Consider the following 22,991-nt stretch of genomic DNA (forward strand, 5'->3'; position numbering starts at 1 on the left):
TTCAATGTTTTCTTGTCAGCTCAATTCAATATTGATTTTCAATATTTATTGTCAGGATCGGGTTTAAACGCTTTCCCGTTTTCATTTCCGTCGCGCTTTGCTGACGGCATTCTCCCGACGTTCTTTTCGGGCTTTTCGTTCTTTACCGTTCCACTGTTATGCGTCTTCGATATCGAAACGTCTGCTTTTCTTTCCTCCGTCTTCTGAGCCTTCGGAACGTCTGTATTTCTTTCAAACGGCTTCTCAGCCTTCGGAACGTCCGCTTTTCTTTCAAACGGTTTCTCAGCCTTCGGAATATCCGCCTTCTTTACCTGCCGGCTCTGTGTCTTTCTATTCATGATGACAGGCTTTGGCGAATCAGCTGCCTTCCTGCCTTTCTCATCCCTCAGACGGAACTTGCCGATCATCTCCTTCATCAGATTAGCCTGTGAAGAAAGTTCCTCCGACGCGGCAGCGCTTTCTTCCGCAGTCGCGGAATTCGTCTGCACAACTGCAGAAATCTGTTCCAGACCCTGAGTCACTTCTCCCACGCCTCTGCTCTGCTGTTCGGAATCCGTGCTGATCTTTCCGATTAATTCTTTGATCTTCCGGGTACTTTCCGAAACATTAAGAAGGGAAGACGCGGTTTCGTTCGTCAGATTTCCGCCCTTCTTCACAGCAGCGACTGTCTCCTCAATCAAGGCAGCTGTGGACTTGGCAGCCTGCGCCGATTTGCCGGCAAGATTTCCCACTTCATCTGCAACCACAGCAAATCCTTTTCCGGCCGATCCTGCCCTCGCAGCTTCAATCGATGCGTTAAGTGCCAGAATATTGGTCTGAAACGCAATATCATCAATCGTTTTGATAATCTTGCTGATTTCTTCCGCCTTCTTCGTGATATCCTCCATCGCAGCGGACATCTCCCGCATCTTCTCATTGGAGTTCTCCACAGCCTCACCGGCCTCTCTGGACAAGCCGGCCGCCTCTTTAGCCCGATTCGCCGTATCATGAATTTTGCCGGAAATATCTGTCATCGTCTCCGACAGCTTCTCTACAGAAGATGCCTGCTCCGCAGATCCCTGCGCCAGTGCCTGTGCTCCGGAAGCCACCTGTCCGGCTCCGCTGTCTACCTGATCTGCCGAATCCTGGATTCTTCTCATATTCGAGTTTAATTTGTCTGTAATTACTTCCATCGAATCCAGCAGCGGTTTATATTCTCCGATATAGATCGACCGGTCGCCCTCCTCATACGCCAGATTTCCCTCTGACATCTCGAAAAGCTCCTTCCGCAGATCCGTGATAATCCGTTTCAGATTATCGACCATAGTCCTCATACTGTCTGCCAGAGAGCCGATCTCATCATGGTAATCATACTGCAGACGAACATCAAAGGAGCCTCCCGCCATGGTTTGCGCGGCTTCAGCTACATCCTGAAGCGGTCTCAGAGAGTTCCGGATCATCCGCATCGTCATGAAGATCATCACAGCCAGGGAAATAAGAGCCATAACCGTCACCATCAGCAGGAGATTACGGATATTCAGCATGTACTCAGAATAATCGATAGAGGTCTGCGCCCACCATGTATTTTCTCCGACCTTGATCGGATAGAACGCCCGCATTTTATGGTACTTTCCGCTCTTGATATTACAGACAAACGGTTTTCCCGTATTCATGCCATCCCTGACCTTGGCCATTCCTGATGAATCCAGGTACTTGCTGAAACTGACACCGATAGAATCCTCGAAATTGCTGTAAGCAATGTCGCCGCGATCATTAATTACATCAACAAGAATCGTTTTATAATTCTTCGTGCTGTCATCGTCCGTTATATCGAAAGCATCTGCCGCGACATCAACAAATACGACACCCACAGCGCTTCCGGTGTTCTGTTCCGCGTCATCCGCACTTGTCTCAAAAATTGGATAAGCTCCGGTGATCACCTTACTTTTCGTGAATTCATTATCGTACGGGTCAGAATACCTGACCTTTCCGCTGTCCAATACTTCCTGAATAACCGATATTTTCGAAATGCCATCCGCCGTAATCGGACTGGCCTTCTGAATCTTCTCGCTGTCCTTATTGACGATAAATCCATAATCCCCGGTATCCTTGTAAAAGCTGCTGTCCGGGAAATACACACCGATACTGGTGTATTCCGGGTGATCTGACAGTGCCGACAACAGGTTGGTCTCAATCGTCTGCTCCGTCGTATAGGCCATCTTACCAAGCTGTACATTCGGAACAATCGTACTGCGAATCAGCCCGATCTCCGCATCCGCCTTCTTTTTCTTCAAGGCATTAAATGCGCCGTTGATCGGGGTCGTCACACTCTCAATGCCGTCTGTAATATTTTGTATTCTGGCTCCGTTCCCCGATGAAATATCAGACAAATCATAGTTTGTCTGCTTCCTGATGATGCTGCCCGCAACCGCCTCCACACATAATATAGTAGCGACCAATGTTACCAGGATCATCGTCGCTATTTTCACAGTCAGCCGGACACGGAGGGGTGTATACTTCCAGTTCGCCTTCATGCCCATTCCATTGATTTTCTTTTTCATTTGCTCTCTCCCATATAGTATTAATCTCAGCTCTTCTTTTTTCTGGCCTTTCGGGCCTTTTCCTCGCTGATCGGCCTGGATTTCGGCTTTCTGATTCCTTTCCTCTTTCCCGGTTCTTTTCCGGCCGAGGGTTTCCGCTCCTCTGCAGTTTCCGGAGCTGTGTCTTCACCGCCCTGAACGGCTGCCTTCTTTTTCCTCCGCTTCAACACGAAGAACACGCCTCCGGCAGCAGCCGCCGCCAGAGCGGCAATAACCGGAAGCAGAAGCGGAATGCCCTTCTTCTTTCTTGCTCCTAAGCCCGATGATGCGGAAGTCGAGGAAACACCACGAACCGACAGGCTTTCCGAAGAATCCGAACGGACACGGCCATCCGGCTGTGATCCGGACGCAATGTCCCCGGACGATGTTCCGGAAACCGACTCCGCCGGAAGCTCTGAGCCGCCCCCGGAGTCCGCTTCGGACGAAGAGTCCTCTACAAAAGGTATATCGTCTTCTATCACATTTCCATCCGCATCCACAGTCTGAAAATAACGTGTAATAAGTGCGATTTTCTCTTCCTGCGCCTTTTTCTCCGCTTCCCTCTGAAGCTCCTCCTCCGAGGGCTGCAGCAGGTCCTTTCTTTGCGCTTCCTGCGATCCCTGAAGCAAAATATAACCGTCGGCAACATCTGAATAATTTGTATATCCCCAGATGTTGCCGCCGGAATCTTCCGTTTTCGATGTTATATGCAGTATCGTACCATCCGGAATCGGATCTCTCAGCACCTGTGCGGAATCCGCTGACGGCTTTTCCCGGAGAATTGCGCCTTTTCCGTCGCCGGACACCACCTTGATATAAAAATCCGGAGTTTTCTCTCCATCCGCATAAGCCGTGACTGCCGGCAGAACCGCGTTTCCCGGGTCCGCAAGCAGAAAGACCGCACAGGCCATAACCATAGCCGCAGTTATCCGGGCTCTCCTTCTCTTCTTTTTTTTCTCTCTGCCTCCGATGCGCGCACTAACCATTCTTTACGGCTCCCGATGTATCTGTCATTCCTGTGCTGTCATCCGTATGATCCTGTGCTCCCGACACCTTTTTGTCAGAAGAGTCCCTGTAATAATCCTCAAAAAGCTGATTTACAGCGTTCAGGGTTTCCTTGCAGATCTCGGGAAGTTTCTGCCCCCAGGCCTTTCCCGCCTGGCGATAGCCATCCTCCACCGCTGCCTGCAGCCGCTTCATCTTCTCCTGATCATCACCCGCCAAAGCGGCGGCAAAGGTAAAGATCCGTTTCGATGTTTCTTTCACACCGTAGTATCCGTTTTCACTGATATTTTCCTGTGCTTTCGTGCGAGTGGCCGCATCCACCGTATAGTTCCCGCTCGCAAGAAAATGCCAGATTCCATTGTTATCCACGCTCGGCGTGGCATTCGCATTCTGATACTCGCTTGCCTGATAGCCCAGCGATTTACGGATCATCGTCAGGAACTCATGCTGGCGGTTCTCCTGTTCCTCCTTCATCCGACTGACAAGCTCCGTCCGCTCATCCGCCGACATGCGGAATACATTTTCGGTTGCTGACGAATTCAATGCCGAGGCGCTCCGGATATACTGATCCCTTATCCCCTGATCCGCCGCTCTCCCGGCTTTTGCATCTGCTGAGCTCCCCGTCTTCTCTGTCTCCGAATTTATAAGATCGCCGAACAGTGAAACGCCGCTCTTTGAAGAATACCTCTCCTTCTTCTCGCTGCGGCGGATTTCGCGGTTTCTGCCGATACCGTTTTGATTAACCTCTAACGACATATCTCTATCCTCCCGGAATAACCAACATAGAACCTTATTATCTGAGATCCGGTATTGTATAAGTTATTTATCGGCAAAGCTCCTTGCTTATATAAGAGTATAAGAATAAGTATGCCAAAATCCCCTGCCGCAGTTCCGGAAGCAGGATGACTTTTCGCGTCAGATTCATTATAATTGTGAGAGATGTGACGATAATCAATTGTATGGATTCTGATTTGCATATCTTTTCCGGTATCTGCCGGATACTGAAAAGAATGGGAATTCGTCCCGGATCAGAGACCGGAAAGGAATAAATAAGTATGAGCAGACTGTTCGGAAACGAAGTGACTATGGATGAAAAGGCCCTTGACCTGCTCTGGGAACGCCAGAATATCACAGCCATGAACATCGCGAATGTGGATACGCCCCATTACAAGGCGCAGCGATTAACCTTTGAACAGGAACTGAGCCGCCGGATCCGCAGTACCGCCGGTACAGGCGAAGACGCGACGCACACGGAGCATGCCATCCGACGGGCATCCGGTTCCGTCGAAACAGACCCGAATGAGTCTTCGCGGCTCGATGGCAATAATGTAGACATGGATCAGGAGCAGGTTGATCTGGTCAAAACCGCCTATCAGTATCAAATGCTGGTAAATTCCATCAGCGGAGACCTGAAAAGGCTGGATTCCGCCACAAAATCATTCTGACCTGCCGCATAAAAAATTCATAACGAAACCGCGCGGCGGCAGCGGCTATACAGAAGGGAAACAATAACTATGGATGATAATATGCTTGAAGCCTACCTTTTTGAAGAAAACGAGCTTCTCGATAAGCTTGACGAGATGCTTGTAGCTGATGAAAAAGAAGGGGACTTCTCAACTGACGATGTCAATGAGATCTTCCGCATCATGCACACCATCAAAGGCTCTTCCGCAATGATGTCGTTCGATTCCATCTCGACGATTGCACATAAGGTGGAGGATCTGTTCTTCTTTATTCGTGACAAGGGCATCGACTTTGTAGGACCGGAAGACAAAAAAGATCTGTTCGATCTCATGTTCCAATCAGAAGACCGGCTTCGGTCTGAGGTTGAAAAGGTAGAGAACGGAGAGCCCCTCACGCAGAATACCGATGATTTTACCGCAACCGTAGCCGCTTTCCTCGACCGGCTCAAGAAGGACGAAAAAGCGGAGGAGGCTGCAGAAAAGGCTGAAGAGAAGACTGAAAAGAAGTCTCCAGAGGCTTCTGACACAAAGCAGACACCCGCCGCAGATGTGCTGCCGAAACAGGATGCTGCGGTCATCAATGCAAAAATCGCCGGCCTTCTCGAAGACAAAACAGCTGTTCAGTTCATCCATATTTTTCTCGAAGAAGGCGTCGGGATGGAAAACCTCCGTGCCTTCATGATTGTCAACTCCCTGCAGGACTGCGACATCTCATTCCGGGTATATCCAAAAAATCTCGACACCGACCCCGCAACCGCACAGGCCGTCATCGACAACGGCTTCTTCATTGCCCTTGATTCCGCCGATGACTGCAAGAAAGCAATCGGCGTGCTGCAGTCGCAGAACCACATCCGTTCCTTCGAGATTCTGGACGCGCCCGCCGCAGAATCCTCTGCTCCTGCAGAAAAAAAGAGCCTTGCTTCTGAAAGCCAGCCGCCGGTCCGCCCGGAATCCTCCGAGGGAAAAGCAGCCGCAGCCGCAAAGCATGACTCTGCTCCCGCCAAAAACGTGCCGCCAAAGAAGAACACGCCGATCAAGCAGAGTCTTATCAGCGTCAACCTGCAAAAGCTGGACAGTCTGATGAATCTGGTGGGCGAGATTGTTATCACAGAATCCATGGTAACCTCCTCTCCGGTTCTCAAAATGCTTCCGCAGGAGGCTTTCGACAACTTCAATAAATCCGCGCGCCAGCTTCGCAAGCTGACCGATGACCTGCAGGACATCTCCATGTCTCTTCGCATGGTGCCTATCTCCGGCGTGTTCCAGAAGATGAACCGTATCGTCAGGGATATGAAGTCCAAGCTTGGGAAGGATGTCAAGCTGACCATTATCGGAGAAGACACCGAGGTCGACAAGAGTATCGTCGACAGCATCCAGGACCCGATCATGCATATCGTACGAAACAGTATGGATCACGGTATCGAAGCGACCGCCGAAGAGCGTATCCGCGCCGGCAAGAATCCCCAGGGTGAAATCGTGCTCTCGGCGTCACATACGAGCAGCGAGGTTGTGATCTCTGTGTCGGATGACGGATACGGAATGGATTACAACGCAATCCTTGACAAGGCAGAACAGAAGGGCATCCTGACCAAGCCAAAGTCCTCCTACTCACCCAGAGAGGCTCTCGCACTCATTCTTCTGCCCGGCTTCTCCACCAATAAAGAAGTGACTGAATATTCCGGCCGCGGCGTCGGCATGGATGTAGTAAAGAAAAATGTAGAATCTGTCGGAGGAAGCGTAAGAATTGAGAGCGAATACGGAAAAGGCACCGTTATCACCCTGAAGATTCCGCTCACCATGGCGATTGTAGACGGCATGAAGGTAACCGTCGGCGATTCGATCTTTACCATCCCGATCTCAAATATCAGCCAGTCATTCAAGGTAACCGCAAGCGACCTCATACTGGATGAGACAGGAAGCGAAATGATCGAACGCATGGGCAACTTCTATCCGCTCGTCCGTCTGAACCGCTTCTACAATATTCCCGCGAAATACGACACCAACATTGAGGACGGCATCATGATCTGGGTCGAAGCAGGCGAGAAATCCTGTGTTCTCTATGCCGATGATCTGATCGGAGAACAGCAGGTCGTTGTAAAACCGCTTCCCACCTACTTCAACAACTACGACCTCAAGAGCGTCGGTATAAGCGGCTGTACGATACTCGGAGACGGTAATATCAGTATCATTCTTGATGTTGCGGGAATCTATTCAGCATCAGTTGAAAACGCGTAAGGAAAGAGGACAAGTAATGGACGATACAATCAAGAAGGAATCTCTCTCAAATGTTGTTGATGAGCAGCCGGCCGACGAAGAGGAAAATACTCAGAATCTGAAACGCTGTCTGGTCTTTGAGTCCGGGGGCCTCGTACTCTTTCTGAGCACGGAATACGTCATTGAGATCATCAACGATCATGCTATCACCTCTCTCCCCGTTGTACCCGAATATGTGAGCGGTATCATCAATCTCCGCGGACAGATTCTGCCCGTCGTGGATGTCCGCAAGCTGATGGGTAAGGAGGCGGCAGCCTACACCAGCAAGACCTGTATCATTGTACTGAACATTGATTCCGTACCGATCGGAATTGTAGTTGATAATGTAAGAAGCGTCCTGGACATTGACATCAATGAGATCCACCCGCTTCCGCTTAATCATCCGCAGAAGCTCGCAAACGGCATGCTTAAGCTTCCCGACGGAAAAACCGTGGCTATGTCTTTTGACTGCCATGCCCTGGTACGCGGATAAGCAGCTTCTTATCCTTCACCAACGAGATAAAACACGCTGTGCGAGTTTTATCTCGCTATCGCGACGCTCGCCGCACACGAATACTTCGCATTCGGCTGCGGCTCACTGTTCGCGTAAATCATAGTGCGGTCCACGAACCGGACGGATCTTCTTCGTGTCACAATAAGGTGACAGGTCCGTGTGCCTCGTGAGACCGCCTTTCTATTGCTGTATCAATATCCCCACGCAAAGGAGCGACAGCATGACACCTCTTACAAATGAAGATTTTTTCCTTCTGCACACCTATGTCCGACAGCACTACGGCATTGACCTTCACAAGAAAAAACTGCTGATTTCCAGCCGCCTTTCCGCCCCTGTGGCACAGCTCGGCTACACCTCGTTTCACGAGTACGTCCAGGACATCATCAGCGGGAGACGGCCCGATCTCATCAATCCCATGCTGGCCAGACTCACCACGAATTATACCTATTTTATGAGAGAAGAGGTACATTTCCGTTTTCTCCAGCAGACAGTTCTGCCCATGCTGGAACAGAAGCACAAAACCGACCGATGTATAAGCATCTGGAGTGCCGGCTGTTCCTCCGGAGAAGAGCCGTACACCCTGTCCATGTATCTTCTGGACTATTTCCGTGATAAAGGAAGCTGGGACACCCGGATACTGGCTACAGATCTTTCTAATGATATGCTTTTCCGCGCCTCTCAGCCGGTGTATAATGAAGAAAACCTCAGCAGTCTTCCTCCGGTATGGAAGAAGCGGTATTTTGTCAAGGGCAGCGACGGTCTGTACCGCATCACTTCAGAGCTCAGGAGCAATGTTCTCTTCCGTGAATTTAACTTAATGGATCCGATTCACTTTCGCAAAAAATTCGATCTGATCTGCTGCAGAAATGTCATGATTTACTTTGATCAACAAGTTAAGGAAGACCTTGTGCGCCGATTCTACCAGGCGACGGTACCGGGAGGTTATCTGTTCATCGGACACTCCGAGGGACTGAACCGGAATTCCTGCCCTTATGAATACATCCAGCCCGCTATTTACCAAAAGAAAGAGTAAGTACCTCAAATGAGTATGAATAACAGCTTAGAAAGAAACCTTATCGCCATCGGAGCTTCTACGGGAGGAACCGAAGCGATTCTGAGTATTGTAAGAGAATTTCCCGAAGATATGCCCGGTGTCATCATCACACAGCATATGCCGCCCGGCTTCACCAGGATGTACGCGGAACGTCTGAACCGGCTCTGCCGCATGACCGTCCGGGAAGCCCGGCACGGCGACGCGGTTGTGCCCGGCCAGATTCTTATCGCTCCGGGGGGCAGTCAGATGAGAGTGGTTCGGATCGGCAGCAGCTACAGTGTCTCTGTAACACAGGAGGACAAGGTCAACGGACACGCGCCTTCGGTGGATGTACTCTTCGATTCTGCAGCCACAGCCGCGGGCGCCAGAGCTGTAGGAGTCATCCTGACCGGCATGGGAGCAGACGGTGCTATGGGTCTTCTTCACATGCACCAGATGGGTGCGTATACCCTGGGGCAGGACAGAGAAAGCTGTGTAGTATATGGTATGCCGATGGAGGCCTTCCACCTCGGCGCGCTCGACCGGCAGGCCTCCCTGCTCAATATGCCTCTTCTGATACGGCAGGCAGTGGGAAGATAGTCCGCAAGGACAGATTCACAGGTACGGCTGCACAGGCGCAGATTTACAGGTACGGCTGCACAGGTAAGATTCAGATATAGATTAACAGGTACAGATTCACAGATACAGATTCTGATATAGATTCACAGGTACAGATTCATGAGAAAAATATCCTCGTCAGATGACGAAAATAACTGCGATCATTCTCCCCGCAGCCGCCGTTACCGGCTTGCTGCCGAAAACGCAAAGCTGGAGAAGAAGGGCAAACGCTACGGGCGGCTCATCCTGCTGGCAGCAATCGTATGTCTCTTCATTGCGGGATTCCTTTCAAGGCATCCCCGCAATCCCGATAGCCAGCCGGATATCTCCATTTCCGCAGCCGACAGTGTCTCGAACTCGGTGACCGGCGCGTCCGTGTCCTCCTCCAATTCTCCGAAATCAACGCAATAAACCAAACGGCGCACCCGCCTGTCACATGTAAACGTGACCCGGCGGGTGCGCCGTATTCTAAGCATTATCTCACTTATAAACTCTGACGATAATAACTTACCCTGATTCTTAAAAGTCCCATCGCTCAGACAGTTCTCCGTCTGTTATTCCTTTAAACGGAACTTCATAACCAGTTCATCCAGGAGCGTTGCCTGAGAAGAAAGCTCCTGGCTCGCAGCAGCGCTTTCCTCTGCTGTCGCCGAATTGGTCTGTACAACGGAAGAAATCTGATCAATTCCCTCTGTCACCTGCTTCACCTGAGCACTCTGCTCCTCGGAAGCCGCTGAGATCTGTGATACAAGAGCATCAATCTTCCGGAAGCTCTCCGATACCTCCTTCAGTGCGGCTGCGGTCTCATCTGTGATTCCGGCTCCCTTCTGCACTGCGGCGATCGTATCCTCAATCAGCTTCGCCGTATCTCCTGCCGCCTCCTGCGATTTCTTCGCCAGATTTCCGACTTCATCCGCTACAACTGCAAATCCCTTGCCTGCGGCGCCGGCTCTCGCAGCCTCAATCGAAGCATTCAACGCCAGAATATTGGTCTGGAACGCAATATCATCAATTGTCTTGATAATCTTGCTGATCTCTCCGGCTTTCTCCGTAATTTCTGTCATCGAAGAGGACATCTCATCCATCTTTTTGTTCGATATCTGAACCGCGTCATTCGATCCGCTGCTGATCTTCTCCGCCTCACCGGTCATCTCCGCCGTTGCTGTGATCTTCTTGGAGATATCACTCATTGTCTGAGAAAGCTCCTCAATCGAGGAAGCCTGTTCCGTTGACCCTTGTGCAAGCGCCTGAGCGCCGGAAGCCACCTGCTCAGATCCGCTGGAGACCTGCTCCGCCGCATTCCGGATGTCTTTCATTGTAACGGACAGCTTATCTGTGATGACCCTCATCGACTCAAGGAGTGCTGCATAGCTTCCCACATAGTACTCCTTGTTTTGCTCCAGATCCGGATCCAGATTTCCGGATGCAAGCTCACCCAGATGATTCGACAAATCTCCGATGATTTCCACAACTCTGTTAATGAAGCGATGGATAGAGCGGGCCAGCCGTCCGATCTCATCCTCCCTGTCATAAGAGAAGCTGACATCAAAGTTTCCTTTTACCAGTTCCTCGGCGCTATCTCCAATTGTTTTCAACGGCGCAAGCGCATTTTGCAGCATCTTCGAAAGCAGCACAATCAGGATAACCATAATGACTATTGCGCTGATATCCACGTAGATACACATTTTCACGACGGATGCATTATATTCTCTTACCGGAACTGCGCTTTGAATCCACCACGTCTCATCTCCCACCGTCAGAGGCTCATAAAATCTCTCTACCTCTCCGGACTTTGAAGATGTCTCGATCTGAAATGCATTTCCGCTCTCCTGTTTTGCATGAATTTTTGAATATGCATCTGCTGAAACCGTATCCTTATATGCCTTTCCGATGACATCGGTGTGGGTACTATACAGGATATATTCGTTCCCATTGATGATATTTACATACATGGACGGAAATTCCGTGCTTTTCGATGCAATAATCGAAAACGCGTCCGATTTGATATCGACAACAACGACTCCCATGAACTTCCCATTCGCAACGATCGGGAAATACTGAGATACCATAGTGACCCCGTCTTCTTCATAGGCGTTTGTCGTTCCGCTCTTCTGATTTTCCTTGGCCGGCAGATAATAATCCGCTTCAGAATAAGAATCATAATCCAGATTCTCGACAACATTCTGAGAAATGTCTTCCTTATTCACATACGGCGCATAGACCTCAGCGCTCTCAGAGAAGGCTCCCGGCTCAAGCAATACGCCCGCTCCCACAATATCATCATTATCCTTTACCGCACTGTATATGGTATTGACAATCGCTGTCTCCGCCGCAAACCTGCTTGCGGGAATCTCTTCGCCGGTAAGCTGACTCACATATCCCGCATTTGACTTTGCTTTCTTCTGATCGGAGCTTCCTCCATCCGTTTTCCAGGATGCAGTCATTTCCTCCTTCAGATCATCCGGCTGCGCATACATATTCGTCAGCACCAGCTGAATATTTTTGTTTACATCTGCGGAAATATTCATCAAGCCCTGAACCTTAGCCACACTTCCCTGGCTGATGGTGTCGAAATGCTCTCTGGTAGATTTCCTGATTGATCTTCCGACCGAAATGGTAATTAACAATGTCATACACAGAAATGACAAAAATAACACAACGGTCATAATCAGAGCGAGTCTCTTACTAAGGTCCATATTGCGGATACCCGCTCTTGCCTTCTTTCCTGAAGGCTGTTTACTATTGACGTTCATCTTCGCTGCTCCTTCTGATATGTTTAATGAATTCCTCACGCAAGCCGGCGTGTTGATACCTGATCTTGCTGCTGATATCTATAATATCGGCTGTTTTCAACATATCTTAAGGAATTGCTGACAAAATACTTGCGAAACGCCGCCGAAAATTGCTGTAAAAACAGACGAAATATATCATCCCTTCTTGTCTACGATAATTCCCTCGTACTTAAGCATCTCTGCAAACGAATCCAGAAGCTCCTCGGAAGGGATCTCCCGGATTACTTCTTCTGTATCCGGATCGACAACAGTGATCGCATACCTTTGAACATCCTCACGATATTTCACACGGACACTCCGCGAACGTATCATTTCCTTTAGACGTTCCAGTTGTTCCTTCTGGTTTGTATCTTCATCGGACTGAAGTTTCTCGTCCTCCCCTCCGGAATTTCCCTTACTCTGTTCATCTACAGATGAATTCACTTTGTCTTTCCGATTCGCCAATATCTGTTCCATCTGCTCAGCTGCGGTTTCCCAGACATCCTTTTCTGGACGAACCGCGCCTATGCCACGAATACCTTCTATTTCCATAGATCGTACCTCCTTGTCGGTGTGGCTGATAAAACCTCTCCATTATTGATATCGGCAACAAAACAGGAATCATAAGCGGTCGGTGCATGGAGAATGAAGCCGGAAGCTGTATTCTTGTCTGCATTACCTACTTTTATCTAATGCTTCCGAGCACATCGCATACTGATGCCATAAAAAATACCATTCTCCCTGGCCTATAGTCAGATCGGTATATCTGCACATTTTTTCTTTATCCTGAAACATTTTCAGTTCGTATGGATACTCCAAGGACCAGGGTTTAGGTCCGCCGACGAAATGAACAATTGCAGGCCGAAATGGAACAACATGAAAGACATTATACCAACCCATCATAAAATTATAAGCCGTACTAAGTAAGACATCCTCTTCCGGATAATGCCAGTATTTGATATCCCCCAGAAAGCATGCGCTCATGAATCCCTGATCACCGAAATAAGCACGATCCGGCATTCCTTGAATCCGGCAGAAGTAGTTCGCCATATCCAGATAATCCTTTTCATCAAGCTGTGTATCCCTGAATTTATTAATATTGATCATATAGGATCCGGAATTAAACGTACTGTCAAGGATCTTGTTACGATAATCCTCTACCAGAAGGTCTGATTCATTAAAAAAGATGACCGGCTTCCCATCCTCGGAATATGAACGGATATTGCTCGTTATAATCAGATTGTCATTGAAATCATCGTAATAAAAGGGAGCTATATCATTGACAATCATCACATCACCCGCATCAACATACAGGATTCTGTCAACGCTTTCCGGAAGATAACGGTAGGCGCATAAAGAATAATACGCCTCACCCGCCCAGCTTCCTCCATGACTTGCTATCTGATCATAGATTTCTGCTTTCTCAACTGCTACATCATAAAAAGAGATATTGTCTATTTTTGCGGCAAAATCTCTGATACTCTCAACGTTAATTCCCCTATGGAAAAAATAGAAATCAACATCTGCATCCTTTAAATTTTCTCCGATGGAATAGAGCAGTATCTTTACCTGCCTGAAAAGATTCACATCACTTGAAGTCATGATATAGTATTTTGTTCTCATGCGTAGTTTTCTCCCAATCAATACTAATATTTGTTTGCATGGCCTGACCTGAAATAAATCTCAATCTCTTTCTTAAAGGTGCCAAATACATATGCTTACATACGGAGGACCAGATAGTGTCAAGTATTTTGTGTAAACAGCCCTTGATTTCTTTTGACAGTGTTTACTGTTTTATTACGCTGTCTCCAGTTGGATTGAATTCTCTTCAACTGGCGAATGATATTCGAACATCTGTAAGATCTCTGCAGATACCTTCCTGAATTCTCGCTGGATTCGATCGGCATAGTCACGATTCAGCTCACTATAATAACAGCATACAAAGTGCTCCAATGCGTCCTCGTTGGGAAACTGTTCCTTTACTTTGGATTTATGTTTAAGCCCTTTGTTGCTGCGTTCTATCAGGTTTGTGGTATAGATACTGCTTGCTGTGCTTATCCCAAAAGGCTTTGAGTTCTTTCTTTGCAGCATCTACCGAATCTGCCTGATAGACAGACTTTAGGTCGCCCAGGACTTCCTTGCGATCTTTGTTTCGGATGTAACGGGCCATAGTTCTGCTCAGATGTACCCAGCACTGCTGGTGCTCTGATTGGGGAAGCTGACGCTTTACAGCATCACATACTCCTTCCAGGCCATCAGACGCAAACAGGAGCACCTGCTTTACCCCACGCTGCTTTATACTACCTATCATCTCCTCGTAATTAGCGGCGGATTCCGTCGGATAAAGCTCATAATCAATTATTTCACGGGTTCCGTCCGGCGTGATTCCAAGAAGAACATGAAGAGGCTCCTTAGCTACACTGTCTCTGCGAACGTTCAGATATGTGGCATCCATAAAGATGACTACATATTTTTCCGAAAGAGGCCTGGAGTGGAATGCTCTGACCTGATCCGCCACTGCCTTGGAAATATTGGATACCGTGGAAGCTGAGTAATAATGGCCATACAGCTTTTCAATCAGATCAGAGATTTCCCTCGTAGTAATGCCTTTTCTATAGAGAGTGATGGTCGTTGTTTCAAAGTCATCTGTTCGCCGGGAATAATCAGGAATCAGTTGCTGATCGAAGCTGCCATTACGATCACGAGGAATCTTAAGGTGAAGCTTACCATACTTGGTATCCAGTACACGAGTATAGAATCCGTTGCGGCTGTTGCCGGTGCCGTAGCCATCGACACTGTTTTTCTCATAACCAAGGAATTCTGTCAATTCGATCTTTAGAAGATCATTGATGGCATCTTCCAGATGAGAACGAAAAGCTTCGCCAATTGACTCTTTTTTTAATAGCGCTGACATCAGTTCTGTGTTAAGCTCAGACATAAGGGAACCCTTTCTTTGTGTTTTGTGTGGTGCTTAACACTATATAAAATTGGTTCCTTTTTCTATACTTAGGAACTACGTTTACACAAGATATTTTATGCTATCTAATGACCGCGATCGAATACATATTTATCCATCTGCTTTCAAAATGGTAAGTATAAATAATCGGTACTGCCGTACAGGTGGTTTTCTCAAGCCGGAATATTCATATCTTTCCGCCAATAACGTCAATCATAGTGTACGCATTCCTCCATTATGATGTGGCCATTGTCTACGGACGCCACAACGACATTTGCTTTTCCAAATCTCATTCACATTTGAATCTTTCTGACAAAATTTGAAAAAGCTCTGAACCGCCATAGCTCTCCAGTAAAAATCCATATGATCAATCATACAAAAGAAACTCTGCATCAGTGAAACCAAGGTTTAACAGAGTTTCCCGTATCTGTTTATAAAATGTACTTGCAATAACGATTTTCGCAAACTTCCCTTTGTAATGAATCAACTGCTCTGGTTTCTCTATTTTGATTCCCTTTATCGTGCTTCCCCACTTGTTCGGATCGGCATCGACGATACACACAACAGTTGAATTGTAATTTAAAATGTGATCTATAGCACTACATCCTGTTCTACCGGCACCATACACTGCATAGTTCTCATTTTTCTGAATCCTCATGCCGGATGTATCCTCTATACTTGAAGAATCAAAGGCAATCTTCTTCTCAACATTCCAAGCGTCAGCTATCTCTTTAAATGATCCGGAATTGGTGATTCAGTCATACCCTAACGATCTGATCGATCTCGCCTCTTTAAGAAACAATGCTGCAATACCTTCATGTTCATCGCTATTTACTAGGTCGGATTCTTCCATTCCTAAATCCGTCATCATAAGCGTACCCGGATTAAAAATAAGTTCATCAAGCCGCTCCACCGTATCCTTTTTCAGACAAATCGGGCCTGAGAGATAAATGATCGGACACAGTGTTTTCGATTTCTGTAATGCATGAGCGAATGCGTCACCCCAACAGTGCTTTCTCGTAATGGCATTGACATTATCATGCAATTTTGTATTTACCGCAACCTGCTTCTCCATTCCGTTATCGCATAAAACGAACACATCTTTAAAATCACCGGCGAATTTATCTATCCATCCGCTCAGTTTCGCTAGATCTGTCTCTTTATAAATATCTATGACTACCTCAAAATTTTCTGGATAGAGAATTGATCGTTTTCTGTTAAATCTCGACATGAAATCATCGTAAAACATCTCATGTCTGATTCCCAACGCTCCATTCTCGCTCTCCTTTGCTATCTTTCCGTTAACTATTTTTACTCTGTTTATTCTCTCAGGATGATTGCGAAGTTTGGGCGAATCAATTTCTTGAAGCTTTTTATACATAGTATCTGATACATCATCCACCCAGTCATTGGCGTTTCGGGTAAACGTATCGAGGCAGAGGCCACAGTATTCGCACATCTCAAGCTGCACTCCAAACGAATCCGGCGTCCTCTTCCACCATCCCGGCTCGATCGGCCAGCCTCCCGGCCCGTTGAATAGCATATCAAGGGCTCCAGCTACTTCACAGAAGAACGCTCCTTTGGGAGTGATCGTCGCGCTCCATACATTCTGAGCCCAGCAGTTATTGCGTAACTCATACCACTCACTATCGGGAATATTCAGGTCTCTCCGATTAATCAGTATCGGAGAATGATACATTACGTTTCCATGATCATTGACGGCCTGAATCTTAAACACGTCCTGGATCAGTTCATAATATTTTTTATATGTAGGCACCATCGCCGTCCACAGTCCGGCGCCTACGTTTGTTTCCCTGTCACCCGTATGGTATTTGTACACCTCAGTTTCCTGCTTGTTTTCAAGATATATCGATTCAATGAAATCCTTTTGCGGCTTTATGAGTGATTTATACTTCTTCGCATACGGTCCCGTCATCTTTGAATTCAGATACTCGGCAAATTTCTCGAATTCCGGGTGTATGGTGGGTTCTCCGCCCATAATTCCAATTGTCCCATGATACCCTTCCAGAGAATCTACGGCACGCTTAAAAGTATCGAAATCCATAAAAAAGGGCGTCTTGTGATGTCCACAGAATCTCGTGCAGTTAGAACACTGGTACAGGCAGGCATTGGTAATATCGATCTGAATAATTCTCATATCCTGAGGCGACTTCATACGTTTTCCTCCACTTTCACTGATAAAATCATTTGTAAACACAGACTATTCCCATGGAAATTCCTGAAATGAACCAAAGTCCTTTCCCTCAGTCAGCCCGAGCTGAATGAGGTTCTTTTCAATATCGTCTTTATAATTGAGCGAAGCAATATATACTTTCTCAAACTCACTTCTCCGCCTGATCATTTCTTCCGGCGAAACGATAGGTGTTCCATCAATGCTTCCACCCCATTTGGCAGGATTTGAATCGGCGGCAAATAGCACCTTTGCGTTAAATGCATTTATCTCCCGTTTGGCACACGCGAAATTATTTCCCGCTCCATATAATGCATACGTCTTTCCTTCTTCGATTGACAGGGATGGATCTGACAGTTTAAAAGCCTCTCTGTCAAAAGAAAAGATGGGAACCGTCGGTTCATGCCTTTTCTCAAGTTCTTTGTTTATCGCATTGAATGCCTTTTCATAGAGCAGCTTTAAATGCATGAAATGCTGGTTCTGATCATCTTTGCCGAACTCTGTGATATTCGCCATCTTGTTGTGCCTTCGATAAAAAGAAAGAGGCTCGTCAACATAATGAATATCACAGTAATTCTGTGCAAAACACTTCACATAGCAGTCTGCAAATGTCATAAACCCATCCTCGGGCATAGGAAGGATTTTTTCCATGATCTCCCTTGTCCCAGACATACAAGATGTGATCAGGTGATAGGTATAGATATAACCATACTTATGATACAGTTCATCCCGCTTTTTCACATTTCCCTGCGGGGCAGTCTCTTTTATTATTTTATCTTTTGAGGTATTGCTCATACGGGAATGTCCGATAAACGGATATTCCTTATGTAATTCTGCTAACCTCTCCAATTTATTCGGAAAGAAATAGTCATCTGAGTCAAGAAATGCAATGATATCTCCTTTTGCAAGTTTGAATCCCACATTAAATGCGGCAGCCTGCCCGCTTGTCGGTTTCATGACTGCCGTGATCTTATCAGGTCTTTTATTCAGATATGAGAAAATCACGCTCCTTGAATTGTCTGTCGAGTCTCCATCGACAATAATAAGCTCAAAATCCTGATAGGTCTGGTTCAGAACAGATTCAATGGCTTCCCCTATAAATTCCCCGTGGTTATGATTATTTATCAGTACCGAGATCATAATGTCTCCCTCTCACATTTGTTTACCTGCATGTTCAATCCCATATCTTCCAGGGCGCCTTGCCACTGTACCAGAGTTCTTCCAGCTGTTCCTTTTCTCTCTTCGTATCCATGCACTGCCAGAATCCGCTGTGGTGATAGGAATCTACCTGTCCCAGAGATACTAGTTGCTGTACAGGTCCCTGTTCAAAAACAGTAGTATCACCTTTTATATAAGAAAAGATCTGCGGTTCACAGATCATGAATCCCCCATTGATCAGTGATCCGTCATCGTCGTCTTTTTCACGGAATGCGTTTACCTGACCATTCTTTCCCACATCCAACACACCTTTATGCTGAGCCATATTAACAGCTGTAATCGTCAGATATTTCCCCCCTGCGCGATGAACCTTCAAAAGTTCGGATATGTCCACATTGGATACCGCATCTCCATAAGTCAGGCTGAATGTTTCATTCCCGACATATTTCTGGATTCTCTTTATTCTTCCCCCCGTCATGGTATTCAACCCCGTATCCACCACAGTTACCTTCCATGGCTCTGTGTGCTTATCATGGACAATGATCTTATTTTCTTCAGAGAAATCGAATGTGATATCGGATGTATGTAAAAAGTAGTCCGCAAACCACTCTTTAATGACATGCTGTTTGTATCCCGCGCATATAATAAAGTCTGTGATACCATACTTTGTGTATATCTTCATAATATGCCACAAAATAGGCATGCCTCCGATCTCGATCATTGGTTTCGGTTTATACTGTGATTCTTCCGATATCCTTGTACCGAATCCGCCCGCCAAAATAACTGCCTTCATGTGCTTTTCCCCATTATTATTGAAACTCAGGCTATATGTTCAAAAAATCCCTGATCTGCGATTCCATACATTGCTCGATATTGCCTTTCAAACTCCAAGTCTTATACCATTCCACTGTTGCCTTCATAGCACTTTGCAGATCCCATCTCGGATTCCATCCCAACTTCGTCTTTATTTTTGAGCAGTCCAGCTTGAGGAAATTTGCCTCATGCACTGCTTGTTTCATTCCGGCATCTCTCCAGGAGATACCATCTCCCCAGGCATCAACGAACAAATCCACGAGTCTTCCCGTTTCATAGCAGTCCCTTTCTTCCGGCCCGACATTATAATATCCCGCAAGATTCCTGTCTTCTTTCTGCTTCGACGCAATCATCAGATAAGCATATAACGGTTCCAACACATGCTGGTATGGCCTCACAGAGAACGGGTTTCTAACCACGATTTCTCTGTGATCTGTCGTCGCTCTTACACAATCCGGAACGATCCTGTTTTCTGAGAAATCTCCGCCTCCAATAACATTTCCGGCCCTGGCTGTTGAAACAGCCGGCCCGTCTGTAAAAAAGCTTCTCCGATAAGAATGTGTGACCAGCTCAGAGCATGACTTTGAATTTGAATAAGGATCAAATCCATCCAGTTCTTCACTTTCTCTGTAGCCCCAGCACCATTCTCTGTTTTTATATACTTTGTCTGTGGTTACGTTTAAAAAGGATGACACGCAATTTGTAAGCCTGACACACTCTAGAATATTCACCGTGCCCATCACATTTGTTTCATATGTATATCTCGGATTCCTGTAGGATTCCAGCACAATCGGCTGCGCAGCCAAATGAAAGACGAATTCAGGTTTGGTTCCTTTGAATGAGGCATATAATTTGTCGTAATCTCTGATGTCGCCCTCAATAAAATGAATCTTCGATTTAATATCAGCCAGTTCAAACAACGAAGGATTGGTAGGCGGATCAAGTGAATAACCAGTTACATCCGCTCCGATCATCGACAGGAAATAGGCGAACCATGATCCTTTGAAACCGGACACACCAGTAATAAACACTTTCTTATTTTTATATTCAGATAAAAAAGCATTATCCATCTCTGTCACTTCAGTCCCCCGTACTTCCGAATAAACTCATTAAAACTCTGAAGATTTTTGTCCTTATCAGCCAATATGAGCTTATCCCTTCCACCAATTTTATCAATCGGCCAGTTCACATTGATCACAGGATCATCCCATTTGATTCCGTCATCATATTCGCCGTAAAACTTTTCCGCGCATTTATAGCTTACAATGGAATCCTCGAGTACCAGGTAGCCGTGGGCGCATCCTCCCGGTACAAGTATCTCATTGTGCTTATCACCGATCAGATCAAATCCAATCCACTTTTTGAATGTGGTGCTGTCCGGCCTCAGATCCACAACGACATCATATACATGTCCGTAGATACATCTCACAAGCTTAGGCTGCTGTTTTATCCTTTGAAAATGTAATGCCCGTATGACGCCCTTATGGCTTGTTGTATAAAACACCTCCGCCAGATTAAATAAAATACCGTTTGATTCGAACACTTCCTTTGAAAAATCTTTGGTAAAGCAGCCCCTTATATCGTCGGCATTGAACGGTGTTACCTCTATTAGCCCTTCTATCTGCGTCTTATTAAATTCAAATTTTTTATTCATTGTGCCGCCCTCTTATCTGCGTGACTTTAACCATTCAACTGTATTCCTGATTCCCGTTTCAAATGATACTTCCGGAATAAATTCGGTATCAGTTGTCAATTTAGCGATGGAGTAATCTTCCTCGGAAAGTGATCTTCCATTATATGGAATTTCACCCAGATACAACGGAATATCGGGATCTATAGTATCCCTGATTATCCTGATATACTCTTTTAATTTTCTCGGATGCCCGCTTCCAAGATAATAAGATGTACCGCTGTGTCCATAGAAGGATGCTGCGACCAGTGCCTTGACCGTATCGCTGATATAGTTCAGATCATACAGCTGTTCCCCGGCTGTAAATGCGGCCCTTTCACCTTTAAGCATTTTCATACATGCCATATTTACAAAATTAGATGTTGTATTTTCCTCGCCAAATGTATTGGCCAGACAACACCATACATATTCCATCTCATTCTTGCAGCACAGAGTTTTCGAGAACAGGTGCGCAGATAATTTTGCCGTTCCGTAATTGCTTACTGCATTCGGTGTACTACCGTCACAAAGGTGATAGTTCAATACATCTTTTTCAGCCAGTGTTCCAACGCCGACAAACCTTTTTACGCCGATTTTCTTTAATGTATCGATTGTTCTTAAGGTATTGGTTATATTACTAATCTGCAAGATATAATCCGCGCGTTCAGCTCCTGACGTACCGGCCCATGCCAGATGGATACAACAGTCAATATCATTGTCTGTTATCATCTGAGAGAGCTTATCTATTTCTTCCTGAGGACAAAAGACGATTTTAACGTTTATAAGCTCGTCCATCCCCAATATATCCGAATTTAAATTCCGGACCACTGCATAAACTTTAACATTCTGCCTGTTCAATTCCCGAATCAGTGCTTTGCCGATAAATCCGCTTGCCCCGGTAATTATACATTTTCTGATTTGTTCGTCAGCCATCCGTGATCCTTTCTCAAATAATACGAACTATTTTTTTCTCGTTCCCTGTTCTCTTAGAGATTTCACAAAGTTTAAATTGTCCAATAAATTACTGATCGGAAGAGTTGTTCCTGATAATTCCCGATAAATTTTCTCATCAAAACTCAAAATGGTAATAGATACATGTAAGTTATATTTTCCTAAATTAGAAATCTGTTCCCAGTTTTCACGATTAAACAACGATCCATTTGTTTCAAGCGCAGCTGAACACTCAGACGCAGGAGCAACAGGGTTCCATTCTGATAATATTTTTAATATATGTCTGCTGGTAAACAGTTCGCCAAGGCCGTTGGCACTGATATGCTTAATATAAGGAAGAACTTTTCTGATTTCTGCATCGACTTTATCTAATTTTTCTTCCCGGATCATCTGATCCGCCCTTTTCATGCAGTCCGGGATATTGCACATCACACAACGGTAATTACACACATTTTCATATGCCAGATATAATGAAGTCGGAATTCTGGGAACAGAATCTATCTCCACCATATGTTCTTCTACATTGTTAGACACGCATTAGGATTGCAATTGGAATAATCCTGATTCAAATGTCTGTCTCGAATCAATTTGGCCTGTGGGCTGTTGTATACTTCCTCCAGCGAACTGTCTATGAGTGAACCTATCACTCCGCCATCAAGTTGCCATCCACAAAGTCTTACATCTCCATTTTCATTAATAATCTGCACGAAATCCAATGCATTTTGACATATTCTCATTAGTTTCCCCCTCTCATCCCTCTCGAATTTTAATTCTTATAAAATTCGTCAACAAATCTTTCCGGCAGGTAAAAAAGCTCGAAATTCTCCTTAATCATCTGTTCATCCCAGTCCCACCATTTGATCTTTAATAATTTATCAATGAGTTCTTGTCCGAAACGATAACGTATTACTCTTGCAGGCACCCCCCCAGGCCGTCCGAAAACCTTGATTTTCTGTGGCCTGACAACCAATTCTGGCATAAAATATGCCCATTTTTCATGCACATTGAAAGCTGAATAAAGTACACAGTTTCAGAAGA

At 46.1% G+C, this 22,991-nt stretch carries 22 protein-coding genes and 1 pseudogene; 6 read left to right on the forward strand and 17 right to left on the reverse strand.

Annotated features, from left to right (window positions below):
• Nucleotides 1–38 precede the first annotated feature (38 nt).
• Genes ACTQ1O_RS11850 through ACTQ1O_RS11860 form a run of 3 tightly spaced genes read right to left on the reverse strand, consistent with a single transcriptional unit; the run spans nt 39 to nt 4,319 of the window.
• Nucleotides 39–2,540, reverse strand: a complete 2,502-nt coding sequence (locus ACTQ1O_RS11850) for a methyl-accepting chemotaxis protein (protein ID WP_441487423.1) — start codon at nt 2,538–2,540, stop codon at nt 39–41.
• A 26-nt stretch (nt 2,541–2,566) separates the two neighbouring features.
• On the reverse strand, nt 2,567–3,544 hold the full coding sequence (locus ACTQ1O_RS11855; RefSeq protein ID WP_441487424.1) for a hypothetical protein: 978 nt from the start codon (nt 3,542–3,544) through the stop codon (nt 2,567–2,569).
• Complete coding sequence (locus ACTQ1O_RS11860; RefSeq protein WP_441487425.1) at nt 3,537–4,319, reverse strand: hypothetical protein; 783 nt, start codon at nt 4,317–4,319, stop codon at nt 3,537–3,539. The genes ACTQ1O_RS11855 and ACTQ1O_RS11860 overlap by 8 nt, the downstream gene beginning before the upstream one ends.
• 299 nt (nt 4,320–4,618) lie before the next feature.
• On the opposite strand from ACTQ1O_RS11860, the gene flgB reads away from it, so the two are divergent.
• From flgB to ACTQ1O_RS11890, 6 genes are all read left to right on the forward strand, one after another.
• Nucleotides 4,619–5,008 carry a flagellar basal body rod protein FlgB gene (flgB, locus tag ACTQ1O_RS11865; protein WP_441487426.1) on the forward strand — a complete coding sequence of 130 codons (390 nt, stop codon included), beginning with the start codon at nt 4,619–4,621 and terminating at the stop codon, nt 5,006–5,008.
• A gap of 69 nt (nt 5,009–5,077) precedes the next feature.
• Entirely contained in the window at nt 5,078–7,261 is a 2,184-nt protein-coding gene (locus ACTQ1O_RS11870) for a chemotaxis protein CheW (protein WP_441487427.1), read from the forward strand.
• 16 nt (nt 7,262–7,277) lie between these two features.
• Nucleotides 7,278–7,772, forward strand: coding sequence for a chemotaxis protein CheW (locus ACTQ1O_RS11875; RefSeq protein WP_441487428.1), 495 nt, complete (start codon nt 7,278–7,280; stop codon nt 7,770–7,772).
• 241 nt (nt 7,773–8,013) lie between these two features.
• Nucleotides 8,014–8,826 (forward strand): CheR family methyltransferase, encoded by an 813-nt coding sequence (locus ACTQ1O_RS11880; protein WP_441487429.1) that lies wholly within the window; start codon nt 8,014–8,016, stop codon nt 8,824–8,826.
• 9 nt (nt 8,827–8,835) lie between these two features.
• Nucleotides 8,836–9,426: a CheB methylesterase domain-containing protein gene (locus tag ACTQ1O_RS11885; RefSeq protein WP_441487430.1), complete on the forward strand. Its 591-nt coding sequence runs from the start codon at nt 8,836–8,838 to the stop codon at nt 9,424–9,426.
• 138 nt (nt 9,427–9,564) lie between these two features.
• Nucleotides 9,565–9,855 carry a hypothetical protein gene (locus tag ACTQ1O_RS11890; RefSeq protein WP_441487431.1) on the forward strand — a complete coding sequence of 97 codons (291 nt, stop codon included), beginning with the start codon at nt 9,565–9,567 and terminating at the stop codon, nt 9,853–9,855.
• Nucleotides 9,856–9,998: 143 nt separating this feature from the next.
• Here the strand turns inward: ACTQ1O_RS11890 and ACTQ1O_RS11895 are convergent, their stop codons facing one another.
• The 14 genes and pseudogenes from ACTQ1O_RS11895 to ACTQ1O_RS11960 all read right to left on the reverse strand — a co-directional run bounded on the left by ACTQ1O_RS11895 (nt 9,999) and on the right by ACTQ1O_RS11960 (nt 22,932).
• Nucleotides 9,999–12,197, reverse strand: coding sequence for a methyl-accepting chemotaxis protein (locus ACTQ1O_RS11895; RefSeq protein ID WP_441487432.1), 2,199 nt, complete (start codon nt 12,195–12,197; stop codon nt 9,999–10,001).
• Between the two features lie 174 nt (nt 12,198–12,371).
• Entirely contained in the window at nt 12,372–12,767 is a 396-nt protein-coding gene (locus tag ACTQ1O_RS11900; protein ID WP_441487433.1) for a flagellar protein FlaG, read from the reverse strand.
• 123 nt (nt 12,768–12,890) lie between these two features.
• Nucleotides 12,891–13,838, reverse strand: a complete 948-nt coding sequence (locus ACTQ1O_RS11905) for a glycosyltransferase family 8 protein (protein ID WP_441487434.1) — start codon at nt 13,836–13,838, stop codon at nt 12,891–12,893.
• 174 nt (nt 13,839–14,012) lie between these two features.
• Nucleotides 14,013–15,078 (reverse strand): annotated as a pseudogene (locus ACTQ1O_RS11910) (IS256 family transposase).
• 460 nt (nt 15,079–15,538) lie between these two features.
• The gene (locus ACTQ1O_RS11915) at nt 15,539–15,829 is read right to left on the reverse strand and encodes a nucleoside-diphosphate sugar epimerase/dehydratase (RefSeq protein ID WP_441487435.1); all 291 of its coding nucleotides are present in this window, start codon (nt 15,827–15,829) and stop codon (nt 15,539–15,541) included.
• 96 nt (nt 15,830–15,925) lie between these two features.
• The gene (locus ACTQ1O_RS11920; RefSeq protein WP_441487436.1) at nt 15,926–17,347 is read right to left on the reverse strand and encodes a radical SAM protein; all 1,422 of its coding nucleotides are present in this window, start codon (nt 17,345–17,347) and stop codon (nt 15,926–15,928) included.
• 45 nt (nt 17,348–17,392) lie between these two features.
• The gene (locus ACTQ1O_RS11925) at nt 17,393–18,502 is read right to left on the reverse strand and encodes a glycosyltransferase family 2 protein (protein WP_441487437.1); all 1,110 of its coding nucleotides are present in this window, start codon (nt 18,500–18,502) and stop codon (nt 17,393–17,395) included.
• A gap of 34 nt (nt 18,503–18,536) precedes the next feature.
• Entirely contained in the window at nt 18,537–19,313 is a 777-nt protein-coding gene (gene rfbF, locus ACTQ1O_RS11930; protein ID WP_441487438.1) for a glucose-1-phosphate cytidylyltransferase, read from the reverse strand.
• 31 nt (nt 19,314–19,344) lie between these two features.
• Nucleotides 19,345–20,403, reverse strand: a complete 1,059-nt coding sequence (gene rfbG, locus ACTQ1O_RS11935) for a CDP-glucose 4,6-dehydratase (protein ID WP_441487447.1) — start codon at nt 20,401–20,403, stop codon at nt 19,345–19,347.
• A 5-nt stretch (nt 20,404–20,408) separates the two neighbouring features.
• Nucleotides 20,409–20,987 carry a dTDP-4-dehydrorhamnose 3,5-epimerase gene (gene rfbC, locus ACTQ1O_RS11940; protein WP_441487439.1) on the reverse strand — a complete coding sequence of 193 codons (579 nt, stop codon included), beginning with the start codon at nt 20,985–20,987 and terminating at the stop codon, nt 20,409–20,411.
• Nucleotides 20,988–20,999: 12 nt separating this feature from the next.
• On the reverse strand, nt 21,000–21,935 hold the full coding sequence (locus tag ACTQ1O_RS11945) for an NAD-dependent epimerase/dehydratase family protein (RefSeq protein ID WP_441487440.1): 936 nt from the start codon (nt 21,933–21,935) through the stop codon (nt 21,000–21,002).
• 27 nt (nt 21,936–21,962) lie between these two features.
• On the reverse strand, nt 21,963–22,463 hold the full coding sequence (locus ACTQ1O_RS11950; protein WP_441487441.1) for a radical SAM protein: 501 nt from the start codon (nt 22,461–22,463) through the stop codon (nt 21,963–21,965).
• A gap of 8 nt (nt 22,464–22,471) precedes the next feature.
• Nucleotides 22,472–22,690: an SPASM domain-containing protein gene (locus ACTQ1O_RS11955; protein WP_441487442.1), complete on the reverse strand. Its 219-nt coding sequence runs from the start codon at nt 22,688–22,690 to the stop codon at nt 22,472–22,474.
• Between the two features lie 29 nt (nt 22,691–22,719).
• Nucleotides 22,720–22,932 carry a hypothetical protein gene (locus tag ACTQ1O_RS11960; protein ID WP_441487443.1) on the reverse strand — a complete coding sequence of 71 codons (213 nt, stop codon included), beginning with the start codon at nt 22,930–22,932 and terminating at the stop codon, nt 22,720–22,722.
• Between the last annotated feature and the right edge of the window lie 59 nt (nt 22,933–22,991).

It is taken from the genome of Bilifractor sp. LCP21S3_A7 (assembly GCF_052118825.1).
In the GTDB taxonomy this organism is placed as follows: domain Bacteria; phylum Bacillota; class Clostridia; order Lachnospirales; family Lachnospiraceae; genus Bilifractor.